Origin of the sequence: Paenibacillus dauci (genome assembly GCF_000971985.1) — a bacterium.
Classification (GTDB): Bacteria; Bacillota; Bacilli; order Paenibacillales; family Paenibacillaceae; genus Saccharibacillus; species Saccharibacillus dauci.
Map to the genome: position 1 here is coordinate 380,904 of NZ_LAQQ01000001.1, position 16,349 is coordinate 397,252.

Consider the following 16,349-nt stretch of genomic DNA (forward strand, 5'->3'; position numbering starts at 1 on the left):
CGATATAACAACTTTCATCTGCTTGCCTGTCTTTGTAGTATTATCCTTGGTAATCCGCAGTTACTGCGGTTCGCTGCTGGGGTCCTTTGCCAAACAGAAGCCACCCATAATAGAGTAGTCCCGCCAGGCAGGCGAGCTGAATATTATTCAGTCCAAGGTAAGGATGCAGCGTCGGCTTGATAAATTCAATACCAAATCGGAACAGCAAATATCCTGCCATGAACCACTGGAACATCCTCCCGGATATGTAAGTACCGGAGGCTCCTGCAATCTGTCCACGGCTCTGACGGTACAGCGGAATCAGCAGCACTGCCAGCAGGATCAAAAAAGCAATCTCGTACAACTGTGTCGGATGACGCATAATGCCATCGCCAAAATTCACACCGGTGATCCAGGTGGTTGCGATCCCGTATGTATGATCGTCCAGTCCAGTCAGAAAACAGCCGATTCGTCCTATCGCTATCCCGAGGATCAGCGGATAGACAAAGTCATCTCCGGTTGAGCTTTTCCATCCGACCATGCGTTTGGTCAATTCCACTCCGATCAGACCACCAAGCAGGCCGCCGACAATCGTCTTCCCTCCCCAGAGAAAATGTCCCTGACTCAGCTGCTCCCAGGTAGCCACAGGATTCTCAAACCAGAACAGCAGCTTGGCTCCTAGTGCTGCTCCCAGGATCGTTCCAGCCAGAATCTGCAGACTCACCAGCTTGCTCATCTGGCTTGGACGACGTGTCCACAGATATACACGAAATCCGATAAAATAGGATAGTGTCTCGAACAGCACATGGGGATGAATCCGCCATGAACCAATATGTAAATAAAACGGAAACTCCATGACGCTCCCCCTTCTTTTTTGTCTACACGCCCATCAGCATGGCTCCGCATATTGCTGCAAGTAGCAGCACCAGACCACCTATCGCTGCCAGCAGCGGTACTATTACTTGTAAGAACCAGTTAAACTTGGGCCGTTCCCGATCAGGATTCGGGGGCTGAAAACGCGGAATGATAGGTATATCCGCATCACAATTGACCCGGCAAGCATCCAATTCGGGACTGTAACACTCTTCGCACAGTGCCTTGCTGCAGCGGGAGCACTGGTGAACTGCGATTCGATCTTTATGATTTTTACAATAAAAATTTGCCATCTTACCACCTCCATCGGCATTTGTTTCCATTGTATACGCTCTCTATTATTTCGACCAGCTTTCATTGCGAACAATATATCAGACTATCGAGTAGATTGCGTCTTTTTATTCAGTCCATTCTAAAAAATGCCGAACATTGTATCTCCGTTCCGGCATCTCATCTAATTATGTAAAAGAGTAAACATCCTGGTGGGATTAGCTCGAAGACAAACCCATCAATAGTATAGTAGAGAATAGAGTCGCAGGATCTTCATTATAATTAACTATTGTTAACAGCAATTAAAAAGCAAAAAAAGCACTCCTGGCTCCGATCCGCTTATCTGTAAAGAAGATACGGACGAAAAGTCAGAAGTGCATAGATAAATAGTTTATACTGCTATCTGTTTGTAATTAATCAACTATATAATGAAAATGAACGAATTAGATACCTGTCCAGACGTCTTTCACGTAACGTCCATTCTGCTGCAGTTGACCGAGCCACTCTTCAGCTTCGTCAGCACTCACCTGATGCACCTGACAGTACATTTCCTGAAGTGCCTGTTCTACATCCGGTGCCATCTTGTTGCCATCTCCGCAAATATACAGCTTGGCTCCCTGATCAAGCAGATGGATCAGTTCCTCTGCATGTTCACGCATCGTATCCTGTACATACTGCTTGTGATCCGGATGCTGGCGAGAAAAGGCAGTATACAGCTTCACTATGCCTTCATCCGCATAACGCTCCAGCTCATCCTTGTACAAATAATCCTTATCCGGTGTACGGCAACCAAAATATAGTCTGGCTTCCCCTAGCTCGGTTCCCTGTTCTTGCAGATGGTGACGCAGCTGCAAGAATCCACGGAAAGGTGCTACACCGGTACCAGGCCCTACCATAACGATCGGTGTCTGCGGATCTTCCGGCAAATCAAATCCCGAACGCGGCGAACGGATAAACATAAGTACGGTATCACCCTTTTGGAGTTCGGACAAATAGCTGGTTGCAATACCATAGAACTCTCCTTTTCCGCTGCGTGCAGGTCCGGCTACTACGCTCACTGTAATGCTGGCACGATCCGGCTGCATAGCAGGTGAACTGGAGATCGAATAATAACGCGGCTTCAGCGCAGGCAGCAGTCCCAGAAATTGCTCAAAAGGCATCTCGCAGGACATATAATCTTCCATTAGATCCAGCAGGGTAATCCGCTTCTGTAAAATTTCACGATGATAAGTCTCGTTTTCCAGCAGCGCCTCCAGTTCCTTGCGATGCGGCGGACACTGGTTATTGTCTGCCATCGCCCGAATCTGAGCACGGGTAGCTACATCCTGCAGTTCTACGCTCAGGGTCAATAATTCCATAATCGATACCGGACGATCCAGCGGTAGATAAGCGGCGCTGCTACCTTTACCGGTAATCTGGATACGTTCGCCCCCATCCATACGGAACCGGCGCAATACGCGTTGTACCAATGATTGAGGATTACGTGGAATAATGCCCATATGATCCCCTTCATGGTAGCTCTCGCCCTGCGGCAGGGCAATCTCCAGATGCAGTGTACTGCGTCCACTATCCGGCTTCTGTAGTTCGTAAGCTTCCAGAATCTCGCATTCCAGTGCATTATAGCTACGTACCAGTGGACTTCCGACCGGTGAATTGACAAATTCTATCTGGATAGCATTTTCCTTTTTGAGCTCTTGTTCATTGATTTCTACATGGAACACTTTGAACAGCTCGGGCCACAGCTCGCTTCTCCATTCATCGAGCTGCATCTCAAAGTCCCCGCTCGCATCTCCTTCGCCACGTCGGAAAATACGTTCGGCTCCCTTCTGCTCCAGCAGCTCATCGATCAGCTTGGGAATTCGCTGGTACGTACTGGCCCAGTTATGATCTCCACAGCCAAATACAACATACTTTATACCTTGGCAGCTATTATCATCGGCATTTTGCAACCAGTTAACGAATTTCTCGGCATTGCTGGTCGGCTGTCCATTATACGAAGAAGCTACGATCATGAGCACGCCTTCTTGTGGCAGGTTACCTGCATAATCATCGAGCGGCGCAGCCGTTGTCTCAAATCCGTACGTTTTCCCTCCTTCTTCCAGTTCTCTTGCAACTGCTTCTGCTGTACCCAGATTCGAACCATAAAGAGCGAGCAGCGGTGTATCATGCTTCTGGACTGCCTCCGAAACTTCTGGTTCTTGTTGCTGTTTACTGCCTTCAGTGCCCGGAATAGCGACAGCAACACGAGCTGTACGTGGATGCACCTTGATACGGAATCCGTCGGGCTTCAGTGTCAGCGTCTCCCGGATTTTCAGTTGATACTGCTCGGAATCCTCAAACTCAAAATGCTTCACCAGCATACCGAGTACCAGTGTAGCCTCATACATGGCAAATTGCTGTCCAATACAGGCACGCATCCCATGTCCGAATGGTTTGTATGCATGCTCGGGAATCTGTGATTCATCTTCAAACCGCTCCGGTTCAAAAGCTTCAGCATTTTCTCCCCAAATCTCTTTGTTCCGGTGTAGTGATGGAGTAATGATATTGACGCTCTGACCTTTTTTTAGTGGATATTGGTCTGCCAGCATTGTATCTTCCTTGGCCATTCGGGAAAAAGCAGGAGCTGTCGGCCACAGCCGCAGTGCTTCTCTCAGAATCATACGGATATACTTGAGATCACGTACCTGCTTGTAGCCCGGCACCGGATCAGCCAGAACACGATCCACTTCAGCGCGGGCCTTTTCTAGCTTATCGGGGTTATTAATTAAGAAATACAGTGCAAATGACAGGAGTCCGCTTGTTGTCTCATGACCGGCAATTAGGAAAGTAATCATCTGGTAGCGAATATTCTCATCCGGTAATTGATCACCGGTCTCAGGATCAATTCCGTTTAACATTCGGCTGAGCAGATCATTTTCTCCATGATCGCCGTTTTCTTTGCGCTGCTGGATTAGCCCATCAGCCACTTCAAACATATAATCTATATTTTTCTGGAATTCGCGCTTTTTGTGTAACGCCAGTTTGTTCTGAATTTCCAGTCGATGACCCTGATTCATTGCCTCATCCAGTGCCTCGACCATACTTTCTACAAAAGGATGGGGTTCCTGGCTGTAAAAGCTGTTGAAGCGATAATTGAATGCACATAAGCCGATTGTATCCAGAGTGAGACGAGTCATATCGTCAGGAACTTCAACCATTTCATCCCGATTCAACCGAGACCATTTCTGCACGAGTTGTACAGCGATATCGACCATCTTGTCATGATAGTCCTGCATGGCGCGCTGACTGAAGCTTGGCATCAGAAGACGATGGGCTTTGCCCCAGTTTGGTTCATTTGTCCAGCTGGTGAACAGACCATCCCCGGCAAAGGGACGTACACGCTGCAGTGGACTCCATACATTTTTATCAAATTTGGACTCATCCGATAGCTCTTTAACCAGATCGGGATCGGAGGTATAAATCTCTTCGCGGTCAGGGAATCCCAGACGAATCAGCGAACCATGTTCCTCAAGCAGACTCATTACACTTTCCACCGGATGCTCCGCATCAATGAGCGGTAGATTACCGAGTGGACCGAACGTTTTGGGCTGTGGAATTGTAGACATTATTAATCTCCTCCTGTCTGAATATGAAGCAATTATGATGCGGAATGAATATTCATTCCGTTTAAGATAAAATTTGATATGACGATAATGATTTATCAAATGGAGTTGCTATTTCAAATATGGACAGCGATCAGATCCCAGCAGCACTGATCTACCTGACGGAGCAAAACGTCTTCATCTGTCATCGTGATAGAAGTCATTCTCTGTTTGTACATTCCAAGAAATGCACCAAACACCATCAGAATTAGCGTATGAGCAGGTATATCTTTGATCATCCCCTGTTGCTGTCCACTCAGGATAAATCGATCCAGTAAGTCGAACAGCTTCCGATAAATTTTCAGACTCTGTTCATCTAATAATCTGAAATAATAATGCGTATCAATAAAGTGCAACGCATTCAGATCCGTTTCGGCAAATCGGGACAGTCTGCTCATAATATGATGGAACTGTGCTCTCGAATCACTGCTTCCCGGAAAGTCTTGTTCAAATGCCTGATGCAGTTTTGCCAGCCGATCCTGGAATAATGCATTAACCAACGCTTCTTTGCTGGCGAAATATCGGTAAATGGTACCTGCGCCTACATTTGCCCGCTGGGCAATCTCGGGTACGGTTGTCCCGTCAAAACCTCTTTCGGCGAATAGCGCGAGTGATGCTTCAACAATCTGTGTCCTTTTATCCAGCGTTTTGTTCATGCATTCACCTCTTTGAATCGGTTTGAAATAACATTCTGTTGGTATCATTAAAAGTTGGACTTTGTGTCTTATAACCTTCTATAGAAGTACCTAAACGTACTATTGCAAATTCCAGACAACAAAAAAAGCATCCCTGTATCTGTATGCATTGCACCTTGCGGTGTATGCGTACGGTTTTCAGGGATGCCTGGAATGAAAATGACCATGATCAGTTAGCGGATGAGCTAAATGAGAAGTCATATTTTAATCAATGATAAATCCTTTTTCTTTTTCGGCGCGAAGTTTTTCAGGAGTAACATCATTACCCATAGCATCGACAACAGTCAATTGGGAAAATGTGCTAAGTACCTGTCCACGAATCTCACGCAGATACTCCTGACGCAGTACACGCTGTTCTTCTTTTTCTACATCGTTCAGACCGTGTTCACGCTGTTTTTGTGCCAGTTCATTAATACGATTTAAGCTTTGGATCATCATAATACCTCCGTTGTTATGGCAGCTTTTTGCTGCATTATTTTGGTTTGTGCGATTCAATTACTTGCATGGATAATATAGAAGCTTTTTAATTAGTCTTAAATTGTATATCTCATATTTAAGATATTTTTAGTATAACACATATTCTTATAAATGCAACCCCCTTTACTTATCGTGTTTTTTCCTTATGATATGCGGAATTATAAATGTCACTTTGGCTATTTATTCGTTTGTCCGTTTCTTTTATGGAAAGCATACCATCCTGCTATACAAGTTACGATCAGCTGAATAGTCAGAGCTCCCCACGATAATACAGCAGATAGTTGATACTTCTCACTTATATAGAATATAGCGATACTGATCATCATCACCGCTATACCGGTGAGCATCCATTTTTGATTCATTCCCAATCTACGCTTTACACTGGTTGAAGCTGGAGATAATGCTTGATTGGACTCCTTCTTCTCCTGTCTGTAATAGACAATCAGATGAAGCGCTAATAGACTGATCGCAAGCCCCTGCCAAAGCAAATAAATGTCACCTGTACTGCGGTAGAGTCGAAATGACATAACTAAAATACAAAATCCAAGTGCATAATCGATCCATTTCCCCATTTTGTATTCTCCTTTTTCCCTTAACATAAGTTGCTTCCTGTCAGCTATGTACGCGTGCTAATTCCTTGTTTTATACTTGTAGATTGCTTTTATCAAACACTCCTGTTTACAAATTCTGCATGTTTATCTATTCATATCAGAAATAGTGTATCCTTTTTCTGGAACAAAATAAATATTGACCATTAAATCAATATAACGTAATATTACGATATAACGATTTTGATTATTATCATTCTCTACTTTTTAATTTAACATACTGTACGTTATCAAAATTAAATCAGGAGGCAACTATAATGAATTCTGCTTTTAATATACAGGATTGGAAAAAGTACGAGGAGCCTGCCGAAGTGCTCAAGGCACTCTCTCATCCCGTACGTCTCTGTATTGTACGCGGCTTGCTGCGCAAAAAGAAATGCAATGTGTCCTATATGCAGGAATGTCTTGACCTACCACAGTCTACTGTATCGCAGCATCTGCAAAAGCTGCGCAGTGCAGGTATTGTCACAACAGAACGCAGCGGTCTGGAAGTAAATTATATTATCGCAGATGAGCGGGTTGAACAGCTGATTACTGTCTTTTTCGGAGAGGAAGAATAATATGGAAAACAAAAATCATAACCGCAAAATTATTATTGTTGGAGGGGTAGCCGGCGGTGCTTCTGCAGCTGCCCGGCTCCGCCGACTGGATGAGCATACAGATATTATCATGTTGGAAAAAGGACCTTATATTTCATTTGCCAACTGTGGATTGCCTTATTATATCGGTGGAGCGATTACTGACCGGGAACGGCTGCTTGTACAGACTCCCCAGGGTATGGCAGACCGCTTTCGAATTGATGTACGAACGGATAGCGAGGTGACATCGGTCGATCCGGAGCTACAGGTAGTCCATATCCGCAGCACCGAACGCGGCGAATATACCGAGAGTTATGATGAACTGATTCTCTCTCCCGGCGCAAGACCGGTTATTCCTCCTATTCCCGGCGTTGATCATCCACTGATCCATACCGTCCGCAATATTCCCGATATAGATCGGATCAAAAAGCAAATAAGTTCGTCTAACAACGCATCATCAATCGTTATAGGCGGTGGATTTATTGGCGTGGAGATGGCCGAAAATCTGCGGGAAGCTGGTCTGGACGTTACATTGATTGAAGGCAATGCCCAGCTGCTGACTCCATTCGATCCGGAGATCGCGGCTTCTCTCGCTCAGGAAATGCAGCAGCATGGTGTACAGTTGTTATTCTCGCAGAGGGTCACCGCTTTTCGGGAAGCTACAGAGGGCATTATTGTAGAGCTGGGCAGTGGTCAGGAGCTGCAAAGTGACCTGGTAATTCTCGCTGTAGGTGTAGCACCGGATACCGGGTTTCTCACAGATAGCGGGATTAAGCTGGGGGCGCGCGGACATATTATAGTGAATGACAAGCTGGAAACCAGCGTACCACATATCCATGCAGCAGGCGATGCGATTGAAGTGCAGGATTATATTCATCAGATTCCTGTTACCATCCCGCTGGCAGGACCGGCAAACAAGCAAGGCCGGATTATCGCTGATCGGCTGGGTGGACTGGATTCTACCTACAAAGGGACACAGGGTACTTCCATTATCAAAGTATTCGGTCTGACCGGTGCAGCTACCGGCAGCAATGAGAAAACTTTGCAACGAATGGGTATCCCATATCAGACAGCTATTGTGCATCCAAGCTCTCATGCCTCTTATTATCCGGGTGCTACTGCACTGACCATCAAGCTTTTATTCACACCGGAAGGACGTATCCTCGGTGCACAGGCCGTTGGTTACGAAGGCGTAGACAAGCGAATTGATGATATTGCTGTAGCAATCCGTCTGAACGGTACGATCCATGATCTGACCGAACTGGAGCTGAGCTATGCACCACCGTATTCTTCAGCCAAGGACCCGGTGAATATGGCTGGATATGCTGCCCAGAATATTGTGAATGGTCATGTACAGACTTTTACCTTTGCTGATATCCCTTCCCGTCATTCAGAGCATTCACTGCTGGTGGATGTGCGGACGGATATTGAACACCAGAATGGTCATATCCCTGGTTCTATCTCGATTCCTGTCGATGAACTGCGTTCACGTCTTGACGAATTGGATACAGCTAAGGAAATCTGGGTTTATTGTCAGGTTGGCCTACGCGGTTATACAGCAGCACGAATTCTGGCGCAGCATGGTTATCAGGTGAAAAATCTCAGTGGCGGCTATAAAACCTATAAGCTGATGCATCCGGCTCCACCATTTCCCGATCAAGACCCAGCACGCCATCTGCTTGCACCTGCAGATGATCATCAGTCTACGCAAAAGATGGAGAATGTCGTTCAGCTCCATACATCTGCAACTGACTCATCTGTCATCAGTCATCTATCTGTGACTGAATTCTCTACTCTACCTCTTCATTCTTCTGAAGTTACCAATCATCTGCCTGCTTCTGTCGAGCTGAATGTCTGTGGTCTTAGCTGTCCGGGGCCGCTGATTCAGGTCAAGCATAAAATAGACGAGCTGCAAAATGGTGATACGCTGCGAGTCGTAGCATCCGATCCCGGTTTTTATGAAGATATACAGTCATGGGCTACCATGTCCCATCATCCGCTACTGGAGATTAGTCGTAGCAATGGAGGAACTATTACCGCTCTGCTGCGCAAGGCGGAGCAACCGGTCCTTCATCAGGAGGAGCAGCACCCAGCATCTCAGCACTCTATGACTGAAGATCCTTCGGGCCAACCAGCAAGTACTATGGTTGTCTTTAGCGGGGATCTGGACAAAGCGATTGCTTCCTTTATTATTGCTACCGGTGCTGCTGCCAGCGGGCGTAAGGTTACGATGTTCTTTACTTTCTGGGGTCTCAGCGTGTTGCGCAGACAGCCAGCTACTCCGGTACGCAAAAATCTGATCAGCCGTATGTTCGGCGCTATGATGCCGGGAAGTAGCCGTCAACTGGGGCTATCCCGCATGAATATGCTAGGTATGGGACCACGCATGATCCGTGGTATTATGCAGCAGAAAAATGTACTTTCGCTGGAAGAGCTGATCCAGAGCGCTACCTCTCTTGGCGTGGAAATGGTAGCCTGTCAGATGTCGATGGATGTGATGGGTATTCAGCACGAGGAATTAATCGATAATGTCAAAATCGGCGGTGTAGGCTACTATCTTGGTCAGGCCGATCAAGCTTCGCATAATCTGTTTATTTAACAAATACTGATCTTCATAAGCGCAGCTACTCTTCTACAATGAACTTTAATGAGTGTTTGCTACACCAATAAAATCAACAAACAACATTCAAATCAAAAAACGTGGAATCCATTCTCTGTAAATGTTACAGAAATGAATTCCACGTTTTGGTATATCCAGCGTCTACTATAGAACAAGCGGATACTTAGTTGTGCTTTATTTGACGACCCGTCTAGCCGTAACATAACGTTTGGCATAGTAGGACTGGGACAGACTGCTGATGGTTACGCCGCTGCTACTGGCTGCATGAATGATTTTGTTATGACCGATATAGATAGCGACATGGGAGATTCCTCTGCCCATCGTATTAAAGAAGACAAGATCGCCTACAGACAGGTTGCCTTTGGCTACAGGTTTGCCGATCCTCGCCTGTTGTCTGGCTGTACGCGGCAGAGTCTTATTTAATTTCTTATATACATAACGGGTGAATCCGGAACAATCAAATCCTCGTGTACTGGTTCCTCCAAGCACATAAGGAGTACCGATCACCTTGCTGGCTTCTGTTTTAATTTCACTTTTGAATGTTGGCGAACTTGCAGACGCGCCGGCTGGATTTGCTGTGCAAATAATGGAGGCAGCCAGCAGAGACAATATCATTTTCTTCAAACAAATACTTCTCCCTTCGGTGCTTGCGGAGTTGCTTCAACCTCTGTCCAGGGGTAATCTGAGCTCTCTATCTATGTAAACAAATTCCCTTTATAGTAAGGACCCGCGGTGCAAACTGAATAATTTAAACAAACGGACGACATTAGAATCATTTATTAAATTTTTGTAACCTTTAACACCATAAATCATTTACCTATCTTTTGTCAAATACCGTCGCAATTTGTTCATTTATAATGGCATTGACGCATTTCTGATACATAAGATGCATATTCATTATTTCTACACCCGGGATTATAGTCTACATCTTCTTCAATGTAACTTAATGACTATTATGTATACTGCATTACTTGCTGTTAAAGTAGCATAAATAAACAAAAAGCCTGATCTCAAAGACCAGACTTTTTGTTTATTCTTATTTAATCCATACCGTTGATAGATCTGACTATCATGCTCTCTGATAGGTTATCGAAGAAATAATCTTACGGAACAGCATTTTTAATATTGGTTATTTCCGTACTTTTACCTGCTCCTGAATCGCGTAGCGAATGATATGATTGCGATGCTGTTCCTTGATATCGCTGTATTGAAGGGCTACCTTGTAACGTCCGGCATCCAGTTCATTCATATATACCAAATCCGCTTTGAAAGGCAGTGAGATTTCATTCTCTCCCTTATAGAGATACATGGTACCGGAGTACTTGTCATGTTCGACAGGTGTACGGGTATAAAAGGACAATCCGCCACCACTGATATCATGGGTATAAATCTCCAGTTGCTGCTCTGGTTCCTCTTCTACTTTCAGATCACAGCGTACCGAAGAGCCGATGCGCAAATAGTCACGGTTTTGAATTTTGATAATATCGGCAGGATCGGGAGCATGCAACTTGATCTTGAGCGGCTCTCCTTCGATACGCTCCATCCGGGTCTGGAACTGATACTTCAGCTTGTCATTGCCCACAAAAAAGACAAATACATCCCGTTTGATCATCTCGCTTAATACCAGTTTTTCTTTGCGGGTAATATCGCTCAGTACAATCGCCTGCTCATCGACTGTCTCTACACGTCCCACCATCATATTGCCTTCATTGTCCTGTACATCCAGGTATTGATTAACAAAAACATAGTTCGCGATCTTCATCATCTATTCTCCTTCTATCCGATTAGCCAACCGCCTATCCTGATGCAGTTGTTGTATGGGGTAATGCCGATTTCATATCATTTTATAAGTTTAACAATCAAGTAAATCTATTCTCTCTACGCTCAGGGTAGTTCTATAAGCGGATCGATTCAGGTATTTAGTTACCCTTTTATCAATATAATAACACAATAGACCTATAAATAGAACAAATTTTGTCGAAAAATTAGTTAATATGTACCATTATTATGCTTGTTCATTCTATTGATAGCTTAGATAGATACCCTGAGACCTATACGCTGGTTATTCAGGACATCATAAAAAACCGCAGCGTTTACAACGCATACGGTTTTTGTCAGTTAGAGTATATATTGTATTTATGATAATGATCTGCTCATTCAGGCTGGCTGACTCTCTGATAAAGGTATCTCGGCCGGCGGTGACTCGGCGCGCAGTACACGTGTTGCATTCAGTACAGCCAGCAAAGTTACGCCTACATCCGAGAAAACTGCTTCCCACATGGTAGCAATACCGAATGTTCCCAGAATAAGAAATACTGCTTTGACTCCCAGCGCAAATATGATATTCTGCCATACAATACGGCGGGTACGTCTGGCAATCCGAACGGCTGTCGCCAGCTTGGAAGGTTCATCGGTCATAATGACGATATCAGCAGCTTCAATTGCTGCATCTGAGCCCAGTCCCCCCATAGCTACACCTATATCTGCACGGGCAAGTACCGGTGTATCATTGATTCCATCACCCACAAAGATCGTCTTCTCCCTTTTGCCACGCAGCAGTTCCAACTTCTCAATCTCTTCTACTTTATGCTGAGGTAGCAGCTCGGCGTGTACTTCATCTATTCCCAACTGTCTGCCGACCGCCTCTCCAACTGCCTTGCTATCACCGGTCAACATGACTGTGTGGCGGATTCCCTGTGCTTTGAGCTGTTGAATAGCCATAGCTGAATCCGATTTGATCGTATCAGCGATCAGGATGCAGCCCGCATATTGTCCGTTATAGACCAGATGGATCACAGTACCTGAAGCATCGGGTTGTGTATAGTTTATCTGTTCACGCTTCATTAATCTTGCATTGCCTGCCAGGATCCGCTGACCATCTAATTCAGCCTGGATACCGTGACCGGCAATCTCATCATAATTACCCAGCCGTTCCTTATTTATAGTGCCCTGATAGGCTGTACGAATAGATTCAGCAATCGGATGATTGGAATGAAGCTCCGCATAGGCAGCCAGCTCCAGCAGCTGCTCTTGTGAATATCCATTTGCCGGGTACATTGCAGTTACGGCAAAAGTCCCATGAGTCAGTGTACCGGTCTTATCGAAGACGACATAACGTACATCGTTCAGTGCTTCCAGGTAATTACTGCCTTTAATCAGGATTCCTGCTTTGGAAGCAGCCCCGATTCCCCCAAAAAATCCGAGTGGAATAGAGACGACTAGCGCACATGGACACGAGATCACGAGGAAAATCAGCGCACGGTATACCCAATCCGAGAATTCTGCTCCACTGATCAGCAGCGGCGGAACAACAGCCAACAACGTCGCAATAATAACGACGGCCGGTGTATAATAACGGGCAAACCGTGTAATAAATTTCTCTGTAGGTGCCTTTTTGCTGCTGGCATTCTCGACCAGTTCGAGAATTTTGGCTACTGAGGATTCACTGAAGATACGGGTAACTTTCACGGTCAATACGCCATTTTTGTTAATACAACCGCCCAGTACTTCCTTGCCGGGAATCACCTCACGAGGAACCGATTCACCAGTGAGTGCCGAGGTATCCAGCATCGAAGAACCGTCAATCACGATACCATCCAGCGGTACCTTTTCACCGGGCTTGATTACAATATGATCTCCAATCTGTACAGCTTCGGGAGATACTTGTCTGATCCCGTCTTCTGTATGAATATTGGCATAATCCGGACGAATATCCATCAGCGCAGTAATCGATCGACGGGAACGATCTACAGCCATTCCCTGGAACATCTCTCCTACCTGATAGAAGAGCATCACTGCTACGCCTTCAGGATACTGCTGTACGGCAAAAGCTCCAATCGTCGCTACCGACATCAGGAAATACTCATCAAACACCTGTCCACGCAGTATATTACGTACCGCCTGCCATACAATATCGGCGCCAGCAATCAGATAAGCGGCCAAAAAGACAACAAACTCAGCCCAGGCTGGAAGAGGCATCAATAAACCAGCCGCGGTCAATCCTGCTCCCACCACTAATCGCGCTATCATCATCTGGCGACGCGACAAGCCGGGCTTCTGTTTTGATTCATCAGCTAATGCTGACTGTTGTCCCAGGGCAGGATTGGATAGAGATGAAGATTGGGATTGCTTGACCCTTACAGTCACCTGCGGCTCAATCCGGTTAACCGTACGAGTCGCTTCGTCCACTATAGCTTCTTCACGCCCGTTTGCCGTTTCCAGCAAGAGCGTTTTGTTAACAAAATTGACTGAACAGGCAGACACACCCTGAATTTTCTGTACACTATTCTCGATCTTCATCGCACAATTGGCACAGTGCAGACCATCGAGAATCAGCTCACATCGGACGACTTTATCCTGTGTATGTTCCACGGATAATCTCCCCTCTCAATAACAATACATGAGTAATTGTTCATATGTTAGGTTCATTATAGTTCGTCCGTAGAACAAAGTCAAAACTTCCCGGTATTCTTTTGCGAAGCAAATATTTGATCGTCTACTCTGACTGCCGCAAACTGGATACCGCTTATTCGAATAGTATTTTCATCATCAATTATTGTTTTTGTGAGTAAGCAGCATACCCGGCAAGAAGATCATTACCAGGATAACAGCAGACATCAGAAATCCAGCCTGATACCCTTCTATGTTAACATTCGTTGCCGACTGGCCCGTATAAGCAGTGCCCGCAACGATCGCAGCGATGACTGCAGATCCAAAGCTGGACCCCAGATTCTCGATAATGTTAATACCGATACTGGCTTCAGGGATCTGTCTGCTATCCAGCCCGGTATAAGCGTCACTGGTAAGTGGTAGCATAATTCCGCCAACACTGGTACCACGAATAAATAATAAAAGAGCTATCCAGAACATGCTGGTCTGATCGTTAATAAATACCATTGGTATCGAACCGATCAAGGCAAGAACCAGACTGACGATGACTACATATCTGGCACCGATACGATCGATCATAATCCCGATCAACGGCCGGGTAATCAGCATCCCCACTCCTTGCGGAATAAGTGCAAGTGCTGATTCGATCGCCGTAAAATGACGGAAATTCTGAAAAAAGAGCGGCAGGATCAGCATTGGACCCATAATTGCCATATTAGCGAGGAACAGCCCTGCACTTGATGCAGCAAAACTCCGGTGAATGAATAGATTCATGGGGAGTACGGTTCGATGTCTGCGAAAGTGATCGTAAGCCATATATACTGCTATCAGCATCAGACCTATCGCTATCCACCATACTGTCTCATGATTATAAAACGAAGCATACCGTGCAGCTTTGGTAATACCATAGATCAATGAAGCACTGATTGCAGATAACAGGAGAATACCTGGAAGATCCAGTCGGCTGTCCTGATCAAAAGGCTCAAAATCGGGAATGTATCTTATCATCAGAGGAACAGCGATGCAGAGGATGAATACATTGATAAAGAAAATCCAGTGCCAGGAGGCCATCTGAACAATAATACCTCCAATTACCGGACCCAGAATAGGTCCAAGAATCATCGGCGTGCTGACGATGGCTATTACTTTGCCAAGATGATCGGGTCCTGCTGTCTTGACGAGGAGTGCGGACATAAGCGCAGTAATAATTCCCGCACTGAATCCCTGCAGTAGTCTGAAACAGATAAAGCTGGCAATATCGCAGCTGATTCCTACCAGAATCGACATCAATCCAAAAGCCACCACTGCACCGATAAAAATTCGTTTGCCGTTATATCGATTCATCAACCAACCTGATACAGGTACAGCAATTGCCAGTGCCAGAATATAACCGGTGATGGCCCACTGAATCATATCCAGCGTCGTATGAAAGGCTTGATTAAGCGGGTCGATAGCAATATTGATCATGGTAGAGTCCAGCATAGGAGCAATTGCACCAAGAGCAATCGCCCAGGCAGCGCCAAGTGTTTTTCTTGGTAATCGAAATGACTGATTTGAATAGGTTGACATAGAAGTACCTTCTTCCCATTATTGTTTCCGTGTCAACAATATATCTTATTTTTGTTTCCCAGTCAACAAAATTTGAATATAAAAAAACAGCCGTTTCTGATGCAGACAGGCTGTCTTTGTGGATATTGTTCATATAAAAAATAAGTTTCGATCAGTTAATCGTAATCCCTTGTTCCTGTATTTCCTGATCCAGATGCTGACTGTATTTCTGTATGAAATTCAACATGCTGTCAAATTGTTCGTCTGTAATCTGTTCGAATACAAGCTGATCCCGCTGTTGGAATTCCCGATGAAGCTGATCATGAATTGCAAATACAGACTCGCCCTGTTCGGTTAGCTTAAAATAAATTTCTTTTTTGTTATCCTGCTTTTGATAACTCTGGATCAATTGTCGATCCAGTAGCTTTTTGGTTATTTTGCTTATAGCGCCCCGGGTCATATAGAGAGACTCTGCGAGCCGCGTAACGTTCGCCTCTGTATGTTTGCCAATATAATCGATACAATGCACTTCCGAAGGCTTGTATCCCTGAAGACTGCGTTCCATTTTGTATTTGTTCAACCAAGCCATTTTATTAAATAATTCCCTGAATTCTGTCATAACCTGCTCCTGTTTATTCATGGCTTGCCCTCCTATCGCTTATACCTTCACC

The 16,349-nt window shown here is 45.2% G+C and carries 13 protein-coding genes; 2 read left to right on the forward strand and 11 right to left on the reverse strand.

Translation table 11 applies throughout. The features are described from left to right. Window positions 1–40: 40 nt before the first annotated feature. From WH46_RS09090 to WH46_RS09115, 6 genes are all read right to left on the reverse strand, one after another. A complete protein-coding gene (locus WH46_RS09090; protein ID WP_017812336.1) occupies window positions 41–835 on the reverse strand; it encodes a prolipoprotein diacylglyceryl transferase in 795 nt (264 codons plus the stop codon). Window positions 836–857: 22 nt separating this feature from the next. Continuing rightward, a complete protein-coding gene (locus WH46_RS09095) occupies window positions 858–1,145 on the reverse strand; it encodes a hypothetical protein (RefSeq protein WP_046226485.1) in 288 nt (95 codons plus the stop codon). Between the two features lie 420 nt (window positions 1,146–1,565). Next, complete coding sequence (locus tag WH46_RS09100) at window positions 1,566–4,727, reverse strand: bifunctional cytochrome P450/NADPH--P450 reductase (protein WP_046226486.1); 3,162 nt, start codon at window positions 4,725–4,727, stop codon at window positions 1,566–1,568. A 113-nt stretch (window positions 4,728–4,840) separates the two neighbouring features. Then, window positions 4,841–5,419, reverse strand: coding sequence for a TetR/AcrR family transcriptional regulator (locus WH46_RS09105; RefSeq protein ID WP_046226487.1), 579 nt, complete (start codon window positions 5,417–5,419; stop codon window positions 4,841–4,843). Between the two features lie 243 nt (window positions 5,420–5,662). After that, complete coding sequence (locus WH46_RS09110) at window positions 5,663–5,893, reverse strand: DUF896 domain-containing protein (RefSeq protein ID WP_017812340.1); 231 nt, start codon at window positions 5,891–5,893, stop codon at window positions 5,663–5,665. A 218-nt stretch (window positions 5,894–6,111) separates the two neighbouring features. After that, the gene (locus WH46_RS09115; protein WP_156172242.1) at window positions 6,112–6,507 is read right to left on the reverse strand and encodes a hypothetical protein; all 396 of its coding nucleotides are present in this window, start codon (window positions 6,505–6,507) and stop codon (window positions 6,112–6,114) included. Window positions 6,508–6,800: 293 nt separating this feature from the next. On the opposite strand from WH46_RS09115, the gene WH46_RS09120 reads away from it, so the two are divergent. Together WH46_RS09120 and WH46_RS09125 are read left to right on the forward strand one after the other, a co-directional pair. Further along, window positions 6,801–7,103, forward strand: coding sequence for an ArsR/SmtB family transcription factor (locus tag WH46_RS09120; protein ID WP_017812342.1), 303 nt, complete (start codon window positions 6,801–6,803; stop codon window positions 7,101–7,103). A gap of 1 nt (window position 7,104) precedes the next feature. Then, window positions 7,105–9,720: an FAD-dependent oxidoreductase gene (locus WH46_RS09125; protein ID WP_046226489.1), complete on the forward strand. Its 2,616-nt coding sequence runs from the start codon at window positions 7,105–7,107 to the stop codon at window positions 9,718–9,720. A 195-nt stretch (window positions 9,721–9,915) separates the two neighbouring features. Here WH46_RS09125 and WH46_RS09130 read toward each other — a convergent pair whose 3' ends face one another. The 5 genes from WH46_RS09130 to WH46_RS09150 all read right to left on the reverse strand — a co-directional run bounded on the left by WH46_RS09130 (window position 9,916) and on the right by WH46_RS09150 (window position 16,318). Beyond that, window positions 9,916–10,365, reverse strand: coding sequence for a C40 family peptidase (locus WH46_RS09130; protein ID WP_017812344.1), 450 nt, complete (start codon window positions 10,363–10,365; stop codon window positions 9,916–9,918). 505 nt (window positions 10,366–10,870) lie between these two features. Continuing rightward, window positions 10,871–11,506: a flagellar brake protein gene (locus WH46_RS09135; RefSeq protein WP_081604072.1), complete on the reverse strand. Its 636-nt coding sequence runs from the start codon at window positions 11,504–11,506 to the stop codon at window positions 10,871–10,873. 392 nt (window positions 11,507–11,898) lie between these two features. After that, complete coding sequence (locus WH46_RS09140; RefSeq protein ID WP_046226490.1) at window positions 11,899–14,112, reverse strand: heavy metal translocating P-type ATPase; 2,214 nt, start codon at window positions 14,110–14,112, stop codon at window positions 11,899–11,901. A 177-nt stretch (window positions 14,113–14,289) separates the two neighbouring features. Then, window positions 14,290–15,699 (reverse strand): DHA2 family efflux MFS transporter permease subunit, encoded by a 1,410-nt coding sequence (locus tag WH46_RS09145; RefSeq protein WP_046226491.1) that lies wholly within the window; start codon window positions 15,697–15,699, stop codon window positions 14,290–14,292. A gap of 151 nt (window positions 15,700–15,850) precedes the next feature. Next, complete coding sequence (locus WH46_RS09150; RefSeq protein WP_046226492.1) at window positions 15,851–16,318, reverse strand: MarR family transcriptional regulator; 468 nt, start codon at window positions 16,316–16,318, stop codon at window positions 15,851–15,853. Between the last annotated feature and the right edge of the window lie 31 nt (window positions 16,319–16,349).